The sequence below is a fragment of the Alcaligenes aquatilis genome, assembly GCF_003076515.1.
GTDB lineage: Bacteria > Pseudomonadota > Gammaproteobacteria > Burkholderiales > Burkholderiaceae_B > Alcaligenes > Alcaligenes aquatilis.
This window is the reverse complement of sequence record NZ_CP022390.1, coordinates 481991-495405: the sequence shown is the minus strand read 5'-3', so window position 1 is coordinate 495405 and position 13415 is coordinate 481991. Positions and strand designations below refer to the sequence as shown.

The window sequence follows — 13415 nt, the reverse complement described above, 5'->3', positions numbered from 1 at the left end:
TCGCTCCACTATCTGATGAGCCCCAGATAAAAAGCCGCTGTCTGCCAGGATATTGGGGGTTGCTGGCAGACGCCGCCTCAGTTAGGCAAGACCGTTTGTTGAATGCTCTTGGCTCTCGCTCTCCTTGCGGCAGCACCACACATGTCGCTTATAGCTAGCGCGCAAATTGATGAGGTGGGTGAACGTCCAAGCTACACGCTTTGCATTGCACGAAAGTATCCGAAAGGATACAATCAATTCCATGAACACGATCAACCGCAGCGAAACTTTCAGCACCTAGCTGACAGGCTTAAAAGACCTCAAAGCCAGAGCGAAGATCGTGGTTCGCATCAAACAAGCCAGCCTGGGCAATTTCGGAGACGTAAAGCCAATTAGTGATGGTGTGTATGAAATGCGCATCCACTTCGGTCCTGGCTACCGTCTCTACTATGCTCGTGAGGGCCGTGTGGTCTATCTGCTGCTTAGCGGTGGTGACAAGTCCTCCCAAAAGCAAGACATCAAAACTGCAATCGCCATGTGGAAACAAATTCAGGAGGATCAATCATGACCACCATTAAAACCGCCCCCTTCGACGCTGCTGAATACCTTGATAGCGAGGAAGCTATTGCCGAGTACCTCTCGGCTGCTTTGGAAGAAGACGATCCAGCTTTGTTCCTCTCTGCTCTTGCGGATGTGGTCAAAGCCCGAGGCATGACCAAAATGGCTAAAGACGCTGGTGTAGGCCGAGAAAGCCTGTACAAGGCTCTTGCTCCGGGCGCCAAGCCACGATATGACACTGTCCTGAAGTTAGCGCGGGCTGCTGGGGTGAAATTAACGGTAGAGCCTATTCATGCTTGAGAAGTAATTGTCGAAGCTAACAGCAACACTCCCTTGCCCGCTTTTCATGCCCGAGGGCGGCGCCATCCTCACGTTGCAACGCGCTCTGGATCATCAGGGTTTATAGACCACCTACTACGGCACGCGCCCCTTGCGCCGGCTCACTTGGATACGGCTCAATCCATTAGCGTTTTAACCTGCGCAGTATCCGGGTAGTCGGCATTCGACCCAAAGTGGAAGTCCGCTACGCACGAATGAGTCCCGAAAAGCTGCCCATCAGAACGCCCGCACGCCCAGTCGTTGTACGTCTACCTAAACAAACGACGTAGCCCCACCATTCGCGCCGACTCCGAGTGTCCAGAGGTACTTGTCGAAAACGCGGTCAGCGAACCAAAGTTCCTTGAAAACCGTCTTTGCCTCGGTGTGTACATCAGATGGAATGCATGTCCACAAGAGTTGGCAAGGCAGATCGGCAAGCGTTTTTGCCAGAACCTCCTTGTGCGCGTCGAACTGATCTTTCCAGACCGCCGCATACTGCTCATAGTCGACGCCCAATTTACCTCGAACGCCTCTGAGGCGGCCGAGTGCATCAACTGCTCGCTTGTCCAGTATTCGCACCTCGTGCTCACCAGCAAACCATAAGAACTTCGTGGCTGCCGAAAGCAGATAACCCGAAGTGCTCTTTACCGGAGCAACCTTACCCAGCTCAATCGCGAGAGTATGTACTTTGGCTTCGACGTGCTCCACGCTTTGAACGGCGGCTCTTAAGCGCGCTGCCGCCGTCACCCATCGTTGGCTGTTCGAGAGCGGATTGTTCTTTTCGGTCTTGAAGCCGCGGGCTACCATGTACTTCGCCGCAAGATCGCCCAGGACAACGGCATCAATTTCCCAGGAGCCATTTTTTCTCAGCTCTTTCATGAGCTTGCGGTCTGTCATAAACCATTGATTAGCATAGGACAACGCCGAGTGCTTCATCAACCAAAGCGTGCTTATATTTGATTTTGTCGTCGTCAATTTCATTGATCTCCCTTTTCGTAGAATCTGGTGAAAACGCGAGTACACACCTCCGGAGTACGGTCGGTGTGATCATTCGCCCATAAACAGACTGATGTAATCAGTCTGTTCCTAGCCAATAGCAGCTCATTGTAAGAATAATTTTCAGTGAGCATTATCGATACCAAAATGGAGCATTGCCCCAAACCATATACGCGCCACACATCAGGGAGGTAGAGCAAACAACCCCTGCAACCTAATCAATAGCGTGTGATCGGTGGTGACAAGCAACACTTGGGTTGGGCAGGCGAATGACATATCGCCAAGACAATTTCAGCCTACACGCATATAAAGCCAAAACGCGCACGTAAGCGGCAGGAGACGAGAAGTGGTCAGCATCAGCAACCGTCGTTATTCAATCCTGTGTTGACACTTGGTTGAGACTCAAGCCGCAGAAAACAAAAAAGCCACCCGACTGGGTGGCTTTAATGTCCTGATTTAACAGGGACCTGCGGATTATGATGCAGTCTTATGGGGTAGCATTAGGACGGCTTTCTCTTTCCAATTAATAAGTTACACCAAAATCAAATACTATTAGACAAGCTGTTTTTTGCTATACGGTTAACACTTTTTTGACAGTAAAACACAGCGCTAAAGGTTATAAACCGTCATTGAGATTTGCGAAGTTTGCATAAAGCCTAGCAAGGCAATGAGGCAATAAAATTGCTGGCAAAGCAGCTATAAATCAGGAAGAAGATGTTCGTACTTTTCTGGTAGCAAGCAGTAAGTTCCCGATAGATTTAATTTACATGCAAAAACCCCATCATTTTCTTTATATAAACTTCCGTAAAACAACAGAATTCTACCAATAGATTTATTATTTATACTTTTTCTTTCATCATTTTTAGGCCAAGTATATATTTTTACGCGAGCCCCCTCACCAGGGTCAAGAATTATTTTATTTCTTTTACTCAAACTTGAGACTGAGCGTATTTTTCCAAAATAAAGATGAGAGCTGATAGGAAGCTCATCCGTTAACAGAGCAACATCGAATAATTTATCATTTAAAAATGTTGCATATTGGCTATCTGGAAAGAAAAAAGCGCGAGATAAATTTTTATCGAAATTTCGACATATTGCGAACACTGTAGATATCTTGCTTGGCAACAAAAATTTTTCGCCAGTATGCCTGCCTAATGGTACTTCGGTAGGCTCTCCGTCAGGATCAGCAATTTGAGTAAGGCCATACTCATTATCAGAACCATCTTCACCAGGTGAATATTCTGGCGGAGAATCTTGCCAATCACTAATAATTGCAAGTTCAGAATTCTGAACAGCTCGCCGTAACTCTTCTTCTGAAGAGTAACTTAAACCCAGCCCACGCGGCGTCCTAAGTTCACATTTGACACTTTTGAACGCAGGTCTATGACGAAAATGTGCGGTGCGACTATTTGTAAATATGTCAGTATCTTTTGGAGCTCGACTAAGTGGCGTAGCGCATTCAGGACAATAGATAAATCCTTCCATTTCCTGACGATACTCCAACGGCCCTACTTCTTCACCCTCTTTTTCTAACTGCTCACGGGAATTCTCCCCATACTTCCAACCCTTAAGATATAAAGCATAAGGAATTCGATGTGTCCCGTTTTGCACAACTTCCTCCAATAACCCTACAAAAAAGCGTTTTAACCTTTTTGATATTCCTTCCATACATATAATATAATTATATTCTTTCAAATAGTAAGGAATTTATTTTCTAGCCAGATGGTCTGGAACCTCACTGAGAAGATTTATTTCCCCATCGCACGAACCGCCCCCATCAGACGATTGAACCGTAAGGATTCAATGCGTATTTTTATAAACTATATTATCTCCTAAATAGTATTTCTTTTATTTTAGGTTTAATATTTATAGGTAGGGGACGGCCCACCAAGCTCAATCATCTCTTCGCAAATCTGGTCTACCACAGTTTTAACTCCTACCTTTTCTTTCAACTCTCGCTTGGTTAGCGTAAGCGAATTATTCACGCCTGTTGTGGCCTTCACGAAGTTGGATAGCTGCTGTGTGATATCCAAATCAATAATACCTTCCTTTACTATAGGCCGGATATCGAAGATCACACCTGGCACCCCCCCCATTTGTAGCGATTGCCAGAAGTAGGAACGCTACGCAGCCATGGCCAACTGCTAATTGGGGGTAAATCCGCCCAGAGCTATATTTGGGCGCTCATGATTGTAGAATCACATCCACTACGTGGCGACGCGCTGTACGTGGTCCAGATCGTCCCAGTAATGTTGGAACAGTCATTCGTAGCGCACGGTTCTGTTGAACCGTTCGATGTAGATATTCTGTTGTGGCTTGCCCGGCTGGATGTATTCGAGTTTTATGTCCCATGCCCTGGCCCACTCAACAATTGCCGCACTCAGGTATTCAGGTCCGTTATAGCACCGAATGGCTGACGGCTTTCCCCGCCAACCGATAATCTGCTTGAGCGTACGGATCACGCGCTCGGACGGCAGCGAGAAGTCAACCTCAATCCCTAGTGCCTCGCGGTTGAAGTCATCGATGACGTCGAATACGCGAATGCTGCGCCCATCGGCAAGCTGGTCATGCATGAAGTCCATCAACCAGACTTGGTTCACGTTGATCGGCACGGTCAGTGGCTCAGGAGTCTAGCGAACCAGCCGTTTACGCAGCTTGATCCACAGGTTCAGTTCGAGCTCTCGGTAAATCCGGTATACCCGCTTATGGTTCCAGCCCAAGTCTCGAACATTGCGCAGATACAGGAAGTACAGGCCAAAGCCCCAGTGACGATGCTTGGCGGTCAGACGCAGTAACCCGTTGGCGATCGCCTCGTTCTCGGCGTCCTTCTTGGTGATGTACCGATAACAAGTCTGGCTGACTCTAAACGCCTCGCAGACCATTCGAATCGATACGCAGCGTTCGTGCACGGCACGTTGGGCTATCTCGCGGCGGCGAGAGGGCCTCACCACTTTTTTCTAGCTCCTCCGTCACAATCTCGGCCTTGAGTTTCTCCTCGACGTACATCTTGCGCAGCCGGGCGTTCTCGGCCTCCAGTTCCTTCATACGCTCCATTAGCGATACGTCCATGCCGCCGTACGTAGAACGCCACTTGTAGAACGTGGCCGAGCTGATGCCTAGATCACAGTACAACTCTAGAACGGCAAGGCCAGCCTCCACGCGCTTGATGGCTTCGATGATCTGGCTATCCGTAAATCTCGACTTCTTCATGTAGTAGAACTCCTCAATAAAAAAATTCTACTTCTGATCTCATCGTTTTTATGGGGGGATTACCAAGCCAAGAATTGGGAAGTTTGGGTCAAGTCGAACGCCAACAGTCAGGCGGAATGGATGAATTAGATGCCATCTGGTTTGATCATCATGACAAAAAGCTTCGCGCAGCCGGAGAGACCTACAAGCGGATTAAAGCCGCCATCACTGAGCTGAAAAATCCTATTGCTAGCGAATTCAATGCACAGGTCTTCGCGGCTTTCCGTAGCCAGCGCCTGGATACTGGTATTTCCCTGAACACCGTGAATCACGAGCATGCATACATGCGAGCCATGTTCAATGAGCTGATCCGGCTCGCTGTCTGGAAACGAGACAATCCGCTGAAAGATTTGCGCCAGTTCAAGGTGCAGGAAAATGAGCTGTCCTATCTGACCAACGAACAGATCGCTGTCTTACTGGTAGAGCTTAAGAAGTCGACCAACCCACATGTGGATCTGGTGTCACGAATTTGTCTTGCTACGGGTGCCCGTTGGAGCGAAGCAGAAAAACTACAACCACAGCAGGTACGACAGCGACTGATCCAGTTCGCCCGAACCAAGACTGGCAAGGCCAGAGCAGTGCCAATCAGCCAGGGAATGCAGGACGAGATTTTCACTGATCATGCCGAACATAGAAACATTGGAGCAATTTTCGCTGGCTGTACAGGTGCATTCAAAGAAGCCCTTGAGCGCGGAAGCATTCAATTACCGATGGGTCAGCTTACCCATGTATTGCGTCACACCTTTGCCAGCCATTTCATGATAAATGGTGGCAATATTTTGGCATTGCAACGTATTCTGGGACATCAGGATTTGAAGACGACCATGCGGTATGCGCATCTCGCTCCTGATCATTTAGACTCTGCTCGACAGCTCAACCCGCTCGTGTTTTGCCCCTGCGTTGGCGACTGACTGTCGGTACTCGACCCAAAGCAGTCGCCCACGAGTTTCCTCTCACAGGTTCAGCAGGGCTTGGATGCTGCCCTTGTTGACCTTGGCCTTGGCGACCTGCTTGCGCAGCACAGGCTCAGTAGCATGACCAAAGCGGCGCACCACATCATCGTAGGTGGCTATAGCGGCTTCACTCTGGTTCTGTTCGCCTTGAGTGACGCCCTTGTTGACCATGGCCTTGGCGACCAGCTCGCGCAGCGCAGGCTCGGCAGCATCACCAAAGCGGCGCACCACATCATCGTAGGTGGCTATAGCGGCTTCACTCTGGTTCTGTTCGCCTTGAGTGACGCCCTTGTAGAACATGGCCTTGGCGACCAGCTCGCGCAGCGCAGGCTCGGCAGCATCACCAAAGCGGCGCACCACATCATCGTAGGTGGCCATAGCCGCTTCACTCTGGTTCTGTTCGCCTTGAGTGACGCCCTTGTAGACCATAGCCTTGGCGACCTGCTTGCGCAGCGCAGGCTCGGCAGCATCACCAAAGCGGCGCACCACATCATCGTAGGTGGCTATTTCAGCTTCACTCTGGTTCTGTTCGCCTTGAGTGACGCCCTTGTTGACCATGGCCTTGGCGGCCTGCTCGCGCAGCGCAGGCTCGGCAGCATCACCAAAGCGGCGCACCACATCATCGTAGGTGGCTATTTCAGCTTCACTCTGGTTCTGTTTGCCTTGAGTGACGCCCTTGTTGACCATGGCCTTGGCGACCACCTCGCGCAGCGCAGGCTCGGCAGCATCACCAAAGCGGCGCACCACATCATCGTAGGTGGCTATAGCTGCTTCACTCTGGTTCTGTTTGCCTTGAGTGGCGCCCTTGTTGACCATGGCCTTGGCGACCAGCTCGTGCAGCGCAGGCTCGGCAGCATCACCAAAGCGGCGCACCACATCATCGTAAGTGGCTATAGCCGCTTCATTCTGGTTCAGTCGTCCCTGCCTGACGCCCTTGTTGACCATGGCCTTGGCGACCAGCTCGCGCAGCGCAGGCTCAGTAGCATCACCAAAGCGGCGCACCATATCATCGTAGGTGGCTATTTCAGCTTCACTCTGGTTCAGTCTTCCCTGCCTGATACCCTTGTAGACCATGGCCTTGGCGACCTGCTTGCGCAGCGCAGGCTCGGCAGCATCACCAAAGCGGCGCACCACATCATCGTAAGTGGCTATTTCAGCTTCACTCTGGTTCTGTTCGCCTTGAGTGACGCCCTTGTTGACCATGGCCGTGGCGACCACCTCGTGCAGCGCAGGCTCGGCAGCATCACCAAAGCGGCGCACCACATCATCGTAGGTGGCTATAGCCGCTTCACTCTGGCTCAGTCGTTCCTGCCTGACGCCCTTGTTGACCATAGCCTTGGCGACCAGCTCACGCAGCGCAGGCTCGGTAGCATCACCAAAACGGCGCACCACATCATCGTAGGTGGCTATAGCCGCTTCACTCTGGTTCAGTCTTCCCTGCCTGATGCCCTTGTAGACCATGGCCTTGGTGACCAGCTCGCGCAGCGCAGGCTCGGTAGCATCACCAAAGCGGCGCACCACATCATCGTAGGTGACCATAGCGGCTTCGTCATCGGCAACGCTTGCAGCTTTGAGCCAAAAATAGGCAGCGTCCTCTAAGTCTCCAGCGGTGTACGCTGCGCGGGCGCGAGTGCACCAATCATCGAAAGAGTAGCTGTCTTCGTTAGAAATTTTCTGCTCACTGCCGCTCTGAGCAAGCACTTTTGTTGAGTCGGTCAGATCAAATGGAGTTTGGGGCCCGTTTTTGCTAATTGATTCTTGTGCAGTGTTGATGGCTTTTGTGACATCAGCAGCGCGCGCTTCAACCTCTTGCGCATGCTCATCCATTTCCGTCTGCAACTGGGTGGCTTTCTGCTTGATTGATTCAATTTCTTTTCTCAACTCCTCTGCCTGTTCGTCAAACCACGCTTTTGCGCTAGCTTCTGCAACAGCCTCCGCCGCATCCTTGGCCGCGTCCTTGGCTTCCGACTTAGCATTGCGATACCCGAGAAATCCACCCCAAACCAGCAATACAGTGATGACGGCGCTTAGCAAAGCGATCGAGATGCCAAACTGGTTAACACTTTGCCCCAACTGTGCCAACTGGTCATCTACACGCTTGTCAACGGCTGTGATCTGTTGACGGATGGCCTCAATATCTTTGGCTTGAAGCTCCTTTTGTGACTCCAACTTACTTTGCTGCAATTCCAACTGGTTATCTACACGCTTGTCAATGGCAATGATCTGTTGACGGATAGCTTCAATATCTTTGGCTTGAAGCTCCTTTTGTGACTCCAACTTGCTTTGCTGCAACGCCTTGAAAGCCTGCAAATCGTCTTTCGAGGCAAATATCGAAGTCTCAGTCGCTTGCGCTACAGCTGTGCCGCACAAAAAAATGCAAATGGCCAGCAGCCTGCTCATTGGGCTCGCTCCGTTGGTCAATTTCATACGTTTTCGTAGTTTGTAAATTCTTTGTCGCGGGTGCTAAAAAAGCCATTGATTTTCTAGGCTGGGCGGCATTGCTCTCAAGCTGTCAACGCTGCACAATGACTGGTGCCAAACGAGAGTACCACCCAGGCAGGTAACCAGAGACTCATATCAGCATGTAGCTGTCCCGCGTGGATCGAAGCTCAATATACGCTTCTGGCCGATGGCTGCCATTGTAAGAATATTTTCAGCGCGCGCCACCCATGAAGCAGAAACGCGCATGCAAGTGATGAAAGACAAGAGAGGGTCGGCATCAGCAACCGTCGCCCTCAATCCTGCGTTGACACTTGGTTGACACCCCAACCGCCAAAAACAAAAAAACCACCCGATTGGGTGGCTTTAATGTCCTGATTTAACAGGGGTATTCTGGTGGCGCATCCCTGATTCGAACAGGGGACCTGCGGATTATGATTCCCAACATCCGCAAACAAAACAAAAAAGAAATACCTTTAAAATCAATCAACTGCAGCGATAATCATACACTGCAAATCAGCCTGATTTTGGCCTTTTCATGGCATTTTTTGGCTATTCGTGACACGATCAGGTCACAGCAAAGACAGAGACGCCCGCCATAGAGCGGGCTTTTTTGCGTCCACAGCCTGTAACACCTATCAATCAGTTAAGTGCTAAATTACTGTTTTTTTATACAGCAATTTACCATGCTTACCTACCGCGAACTGAAAGCCATACAAGAAGGCAACCGGCGCAATCAGGACGTGATGAACCTGTTGCGCGAGGTAAAACGCCTACGCGAGCTGGCCGTGCTGACCTACTCCATCCTGGGCACCATGCCTTTGAACGGTCTGGGTGAGAACCGGCTACGCCTGAGCCCACTACTCGAAGCCTTAAAGATGGAGAATGCCGTTCAGGGGTATATGCGGGCATCAGAGCATCGAGACCGGCTCAACTTCCCTCATCGCACCCAAGGTCGAGATGGCGACATGGCATACTACCTAAAGCGCTACAAGCAAGATCCAGCAACCAAACCTTGATGGAGAAATGCATGTGTGGACGAATCAGACAGGCCCGAGAACCAGTTGACTATATAGAGTCAATGAACTGGAACCCGCATGACCTTGGAAAGCTGACAGACGGTCTGAAATACAACGTTCCGCCTGGTACCCGCCCCCTTGTCATGCACCAGCTCGGTGATGGCAGCGATCAGATGGATAGGCTGTTCTGGGGCTACAAGCCAGAGTGGTACAAACGGCGTCCGGTGTCCAACGCCAGACTCGACACAATCTTGAAGAAGTCGCCCATATGGCGCGGCATACTCGACAAGCACGTGCTTGTTCCAGCAGAAGATTGGTTTGGGTGGATAGGAGAAACAGGCGACTGACGCTGCACGCGAGTGGACATCCCTTAATACTGATATTGAGGCAGCCCTGGGAACTTCTAAGTACAGCTCGGCCTGAAACTGCTTTTAAGTAGCATCCGGTCACGCAGCAGATAGGCAGCTCAGAGTACAAAGCAACAAATACCGCCCTCACTGCAGGCTGAAGCATATGCCAGAAATGGAATTTTTTCCCAAAGAAGTAAGTGAAATTAAACCGGCTATTCACTGAAATAGAAAACCTTATAGCCTATAAAATCCAGTAGATTTTATTTAACATTATCACGAAAAACTTAACTAAACCCCTATTCCTATTTATAAAAAATCATCAATATTTTTAATTTAGACACCAAAAAACCATAAGAATTAAACGCTAATCACAGGCAGTAAATTCGTTATCGCAAATTAAATTGAAGCCAGCCTCTACTTTATTCTTACAACAACTTCAGCTAAGCTACCTTCCTAAAATTAAAACCTAGTTTTATTTTTCCGATAAGCCCACAACACGCGTTGGGGGCATCATTTAAAAATCCTCATAATTCAGGACAAACATGAAACTAACGATTGACTCAAAACCAATGAATAAATGGGATACCAGATTTTGTGAGCTAGCGAAATTTGTTTCCGATTGGTCTAAAGATCCAAACGCAAAAGTAGGGGCAGTAATTTTCTCCAAAAGAGGCGGTGATGTTTCTGTTGGATATAACGGTTTTCCGATGGGCGTCGAAGATTCAGCAGAACGGCTGCAAGACCAAGACATGAAGCTTGAGTTGGTGGTACATGCAGAGCAAAATGCTTTAATTGCTGCAGGATCTCGTACAGCTGGTGCAACTCTTTACGTCTGGGGTAAACCGGTGTGTGCACGCTGTGCAGGCTCAATAATTCAGGCGGGAATCAAGCGAGTAGTCGCACCCAATCCAGAATCCGTACCCAAAGATTCCAAATGGCATGAAACCGGGAAAGTTTCCGAGCTAATATTTCTCGAGGCCGGGGTCGAAGTAGATTTCTACTCTATCCAAGAGGGCTAAGCTAATTTGCAGTCGAAGTAGCTTGCTGTATAGCGCAGCCTGTGTTGAACCGATTGTGGAAGTAGGCATTTATGCTGTGTAATGCCTCTTCTAACTCTGACACAGCCCCATCGATCGGTTGATGGCCGGTCTTAGATAAGAATAAACATAACGAAGGTAATCACGTTGACTGAAAGACCCGTCAAGATGAGAAATCACGAAGTCCAGAGGGCATACTTAGGGCAGTGGCTGTCTCCCTCTGCGCCTAGAGCCTTGTGGTACATCGATCTAAGACCACTCCAGAAGCAGCAGGAAGTATCCGTTCAAAGAGAGACTCCAGAATCCAAATCCAATGGAGGCTACCGGTGCAACGCGAATTTCGCGATTCATGACTACCTCTATGTCCCTGAGGGGCCAGAAGGTCGTGATGACTCTTTAGAGGAAGACTTTGCGGAACTGGAGTCAGATATGGTGAACCTGTGTCGTGCTGCGATCAATGGCAATGTCCATTCTACAAAACCCGACGTCATCAAGCGCGCACTTATGGGCTGCTTGTCACATTGCTTTCGCGACGCTTACGGCTGGCAGCACATTACTCAAGAGTCTTCCTCGATCACACATGACGAGCTGGTCAGCAAAGCGAGAAGCTCACTTGGCCTTTACGAAAAAAGGGCTAGTGGGCTCGCTTGGTCTATCCTCTGGAACCTCCCTGTTGCTCTGTTGACTTCTGATCGGCCTGCTTGGGACTTGGCTACGCGGCGCGACAGCGAACACACCGAAATCTTCATGCCTCTTGGTCCAAATGTGATGCTCATGGGCCGGAAGCCTAGCGGCAGCCACAAGGCGGGCGAACTGTACTTCTGCCAAGGACGTGCAGAGCACGCAAAATTCTGCAATCAATACAATACCACCACGGTCAACCGGGCCCGCGGATGGATCGTCGCAACTTCTGAGCAACAACTCCACGCTCTACTCCCGGAATTCACAACTGAAAAGTATGAGCGCCGTATTTCGACCGACAAACAGGTGCAGTTCAATCCCGCAACAGGGGAGAAATTGCCTTAAGCGTACCCGGACGTCGCCGTGGATTACTACGGTGACCGTTATAGGTTTTAGATTTAATCGGTCGATCACGCCCCCGAATCTTGTGCTAGTCAGAATTAGCCTTATCACTGACACAACCGTCCCCAAGTTTCGGACTCTACCTCAACATAACGCAGCACTCTGATCGGTGTAGCGTCGATCTCGGCGTCTGAACGCCATAAGAATGGCCGCTGGGCGGCGCCGCAATAGCTACCGCCCCTCGTTGCGCCGCATCCGCTGGCGAGCACGATCGCGCAAAACGTCATCGTCCAGACGCTCAATCGTTTCAGCTGCATCACGTCCTACCTCCACTGCGGCCATGTCCGCCTTTGTTTGTTTCAGCTCTGCCTGAGCCCTGCCCTGACGCCGCCCGACCTGCAGCAGCGCCAGGGCGGCCAGGACCAAGCCACCCAGCAGGCCTAGCCAGCCTGCCACCTTTCCCCATAGCGCTTTAAACAATGGCGGCTCCTACCCTTATGGCCTCTTTGCCAGACGAGCCTTGGAAGCGCATTCGGTCCGCAGCACGCCGACGGCGCAGGCCCAGCAGCACCTTGCTGCCCGATCGGTTCCAGCGCAGGAACTGCTCAGCAGCGCCGGCCTGATCGCCAGCATTGAAAAGACGCACCAGCGTAGAGCCTTGAAATGCGGACACGCCGATGTTGTAGGACAGATCCACCATGGCATCGAGCTGGGCTTGGCTAGCTGGGCGCGTCAGCGCGTTTAACACCCCAGGCACAAACTCGCGGGCCAGCCGACGCTGCAATCGCTCATCGGCCTCAGCCTGGGTGATACGCAGGCCTTTCACCACATCTGGCCCAGTGTCGCCCCACCCGATGGTCCACACTTTGCCGTCAGCATCCCAGTAGGCTTCCAACCGGCAGCTCTCGAAATACTGCAGGATGGCCAAGCCGTCAGAGGACATGCCCGTAGGCGAAGCCTTCTCTGGCTCTAATGTGGCCTGCTCCTCTTTCTGCGGCCGAAAAAAAAGAGCCAGCAGGCCCGTGATAAATTCGATCAGCTTGTTCACTTACTTCCCCTTGCCAGATCTTGAATTTCACCAATTACCTCGGCGATATCGGCTTTGCGTCGCTTGTCGAAAAAGTTAAAAGCCCAGCGCACCACGGCCCAGCCCGGCAGTCCACATGCGAACGCCAGGCCAAGCATGGCCACCAAGCCCACCGGGTTGTTTGCCCAGTGATGCAGCTCGTACTGCTGGATCACAGCGGCTCCACCCGAGATCGAGGCCACCACGGTACTGATCACACCCACAATCCATTCCGACTGTGTACGCGGCCGCAAAATGCACATCACTACCAACGTGGCCAGGCCCGCGCCAATGGCCCCCATCCCTGCTATCCCTCCCATTGCTTTCCAGACGGCCAGACCAGCCGCCGATGTCCCCGTGCTTGTCGGTTCCAAGTCCTTCCCCTTGTGTAATACGGTCGGCATGGCTGTCTCCCGTGAATAGCCGCG

General features: G+C 51.0%; 13 protein-coding genes and 1 pseudogene. 7 read left to right on the top strand and 7 right to left on the bottom strand.

Annotation, left to right across the window (positions count from 1 at the left end; all coding sequences use genetic code 11):
• The first annotated feature begins 319 nt into the window (after positions 1–319).
• Together CA948_RS02315 and CA948_RS02310 are read left to right on the top strand one after the other, a co-directional pair.
• Positions 320–547 (top strand): type II toxin-antitoxin system RelE/ParE family toxin, encoded by a 228-nt coding sequence (locus CA948_RS02315; protein WP_238988635.1) that lies wholly within the window; start codon positions 320–322, stop codon positions 545–547.
• The gene (locus CA948_RS02310; protein WP_086068933.1) at positions 544–837 is read left to right on the top strand and encodes an addiction module antidote protein; all 294 of its coding nucleotides are present in this window, start codon (positions 544–546) and stop codon (positions 835–837) included. Before CA948_RS02315 ends, CA948_RS02310 begins: the two co-directional genes overlap by 4 nt.
• 291 nt (positions 838–1128) lie before the next feature.
• Here CA948_RS02310 and CA948_RS02305 read toward each other — a convergent pair whose 3' ends face one another.
• The 3 genes and pseudogenes from CA948_RS02305 to CA948_RS02295 all read right to left on the bottom strand — a co-directional run bounded on the left by CA948_RS02305 (position 1129) and on the right by CA948_RS02295 (position 5061).
• A complete protein-coding gene (locus tag CA948_RS02305) occupies positions 1129–1836 on the bottom strand; it encodes a hypothetical protein (protein ID WP_108727214.1) in 708 nt (235 codons plus the stop codon).
• A gap of 711 nt (positions 1837–2547) precedes the next feature.
• Complete coding sequence (locus tag CA948_RS17565; protein ID WP_159086106.1) at positions 2548–3519, bottom strand: hypothetical protein; 972 nt, start codon at positions 3517–3519, stop codon at positions 2548–2550.
• A gap of 476 nt (positions 3520–3995) precedes the next feature.
• Positions 3996–5061: pseudogene (locus CA948_RS02295) on the bottom strand (IS3 family transposase).
• A gap of 116 nt (positions 5062–5177) precedes the next feature.
• Here CA948_RS02295 and CA948_RS02290 point away from each other — a divergent pair.
• Positions 5178–6011 (top strand): phage integrase, encoded by an 834-nt coding sequence (locus CA948_RS02290; protein ID WP_108727213.1) that lies wholly within the window; start codon positions 5178–5180, stop codon positions 6009–6011.
• A gap of 42 nt (positions 6012–6053) precedes the next feature.
• On the opposite strand, the gene CA948_RS02285 is transcribed toward CA948_RS02290, so the two are convergent.
• Positions 6054–8453 (bottom strand): tetratricopeptide repeat protein, encoded by a 2400-nt coding sequence (locus CA948_RS02285; RefSeq protein ID WP_159086105.1) that lies wholly within the window; start codon positions 8451–8453, stop codon positions 6054–6056.
• A 725-nt stretch (positions 8454–9178) separates the two neighbouring features.
• Here CA948_RS02285 and CA948_RS02280 point away from each other — a divergent pair.
• The 4 genes from CA948_RS02280 (at position 9179) to CA948_RS02265 (ending at position 11924) form a co-directional block, all read left to right on the top strand.
• Positions 9179–9511 carry a hypothetical protein gene (locus CA948_RS02280; protein ID WP_108727211.1) on the top strand — a complete coding sequence of 111 codons (333 nt, stop codon included), beginning with the start codon at positions 9179–9181 and terminating at the stop codon, positions 9509–9511.
• The gene (locus CA948_RS17910; protein WP_108727210.1) at positions 9511–9858 is read left to right on the top strand and encodes an SOS response-associated peptidase family protein; all 348 of its coding nucleotides are present in this window, start codon (positions 9511–9513) and stop codon (positions 9856–9858) included. The genes CA948_RS02280 and CA948_RS17910 overlap by 1 nt, the downstream gene beginning before the upstream one ends.
• A 545-nt stretch (positions 9859–10403) precedes the next feature.
• Positions 10404–10880 (top strand): deoxycytidylate deaminase, encoded by a 477-nt coding sequence (locus CA948_RS02270; RefSeq protein WP_203226738.1) that lies wholly within the window; start codon positions 10404–10406, stop codon positions 10878–10880.
• Between the two features lie 252 nt (positions 10881–11132).
• Positions 11133–11924 (top strand): hypothetical protein, encoded by a 792-nt coding sequence (locus CA948_RS02265; protein WP_159086103.1) that lies wholly within the window; start codon positions 11133–11135, stop codon positions 11922–11924.
• Between the two features lie 228 nt (positions 11925–12152).
• Here the strand turns inward: CA948_RS02265 and CA948_RS02260 are convergent, their stop codons facing one another.
• Genes CA948_RS02260 through CA948_RS02250 form a run of 3 tightly spaced genes read right to left on the bottom strand, consistent with a single transcriptional unit; the run spans position 12153 to position 13391 of the window.
• A complete protein-coding gene (locus tag CA948_RS02260) occupies positions 12153–12401 on the bottom strand; it encodes a hypothetical protein (protein WP_108727208.1) in 249 nt (82 codons plus the stop codon).
• Positions 12394–12969 carry a lysozyme gene (locus CA948_RS02255; protein WP_108727207.1) on the bottom strand — a complete coding sequence of 192 codons (576 nt, stop codon included), beginning with the start codon at positions 12967–12969 and terminating at the stop codon, positions 12394–12396. Before CA948_RS02255 ends, CA948_RS02260 begins: the two co-directional genes overlap by 8 nt.
• Positions 12966–13391 (bottom strand): hypothetical protein, encoded by a 426-nt coding sequence (locus CA948_RS02250; protein WP_200914588.1) that lies wholly within the window; start codon positions 13389–13391, stop codon positions 12966–12968. Before CA948_RS02250 ends, CA948_RS02255 begins: the two co-directional genes overlap by 4 nt.
• Between the last annotated feature and the right edge of the window lie 24 nt (positions 13392–13415).

Coding starts and splice junctions, on each gene's coding strand:
- CA948_RS02310 (WP_086068933.1), top strand. CDS start 544: ATGACCACCATTAAAACCGCCCCCTTCGACGCTGCTGAATACCTTGAT.
- CA948_RS02305 (WP_108727214.1), bottom strand. CDS start 1,836: ATGAAATTGACGACGACAAAATCAAATATAAGCACGCTTTGGTTGATG.
- CA948_RS17565 (WP_159086106.1), bottom strand. CDS start 3,519: ATGGAAGGAATATCAAAAAGGTTAAAACGCTTTTTTGTAGGGTTATTG.
- CA948_RS02290 (WP_108727213.1), top strand. CDS start 5,178: ATGGATGAATTAGATGCCATCTGGTTTGATCATCATGACAAAAAGCTT.
- CA948_RS02285 (WP_159086105.1), bottom strand. CDS start 8,453: ATGAGCAGGCTGCTGGCCATTTGCATTTTTTTGTGCGGCACAGCTGTA.
- CA948_RS02280 (WP_108727211.1), top strand. CDS start 9,179: ATGCTTACCTACCGCGAACTGAAAGCCATACAAGAAGGCAACCGGCGC.
- CA948_RS17910 (WP_108727210.1), top strand. CDS start 9,511: ATGGAGAAATGCATGTGTGGACGAATCAGACAGGCCCGAGAACCAGTT.
- CA948_RS02270 (WP_203226738.1), top strand. CDS start 10,404: ATGAAACTAACGATTGACTCAAAACCAATGAATAAATGGGATACCAGA.
- CA948_RS02250 (WP_200914588.1), bottom strand. CDS start 13,391: ATGCCGACCGTATTACACAAGGGGAAGGACTTGGAACCGACAAGCACG.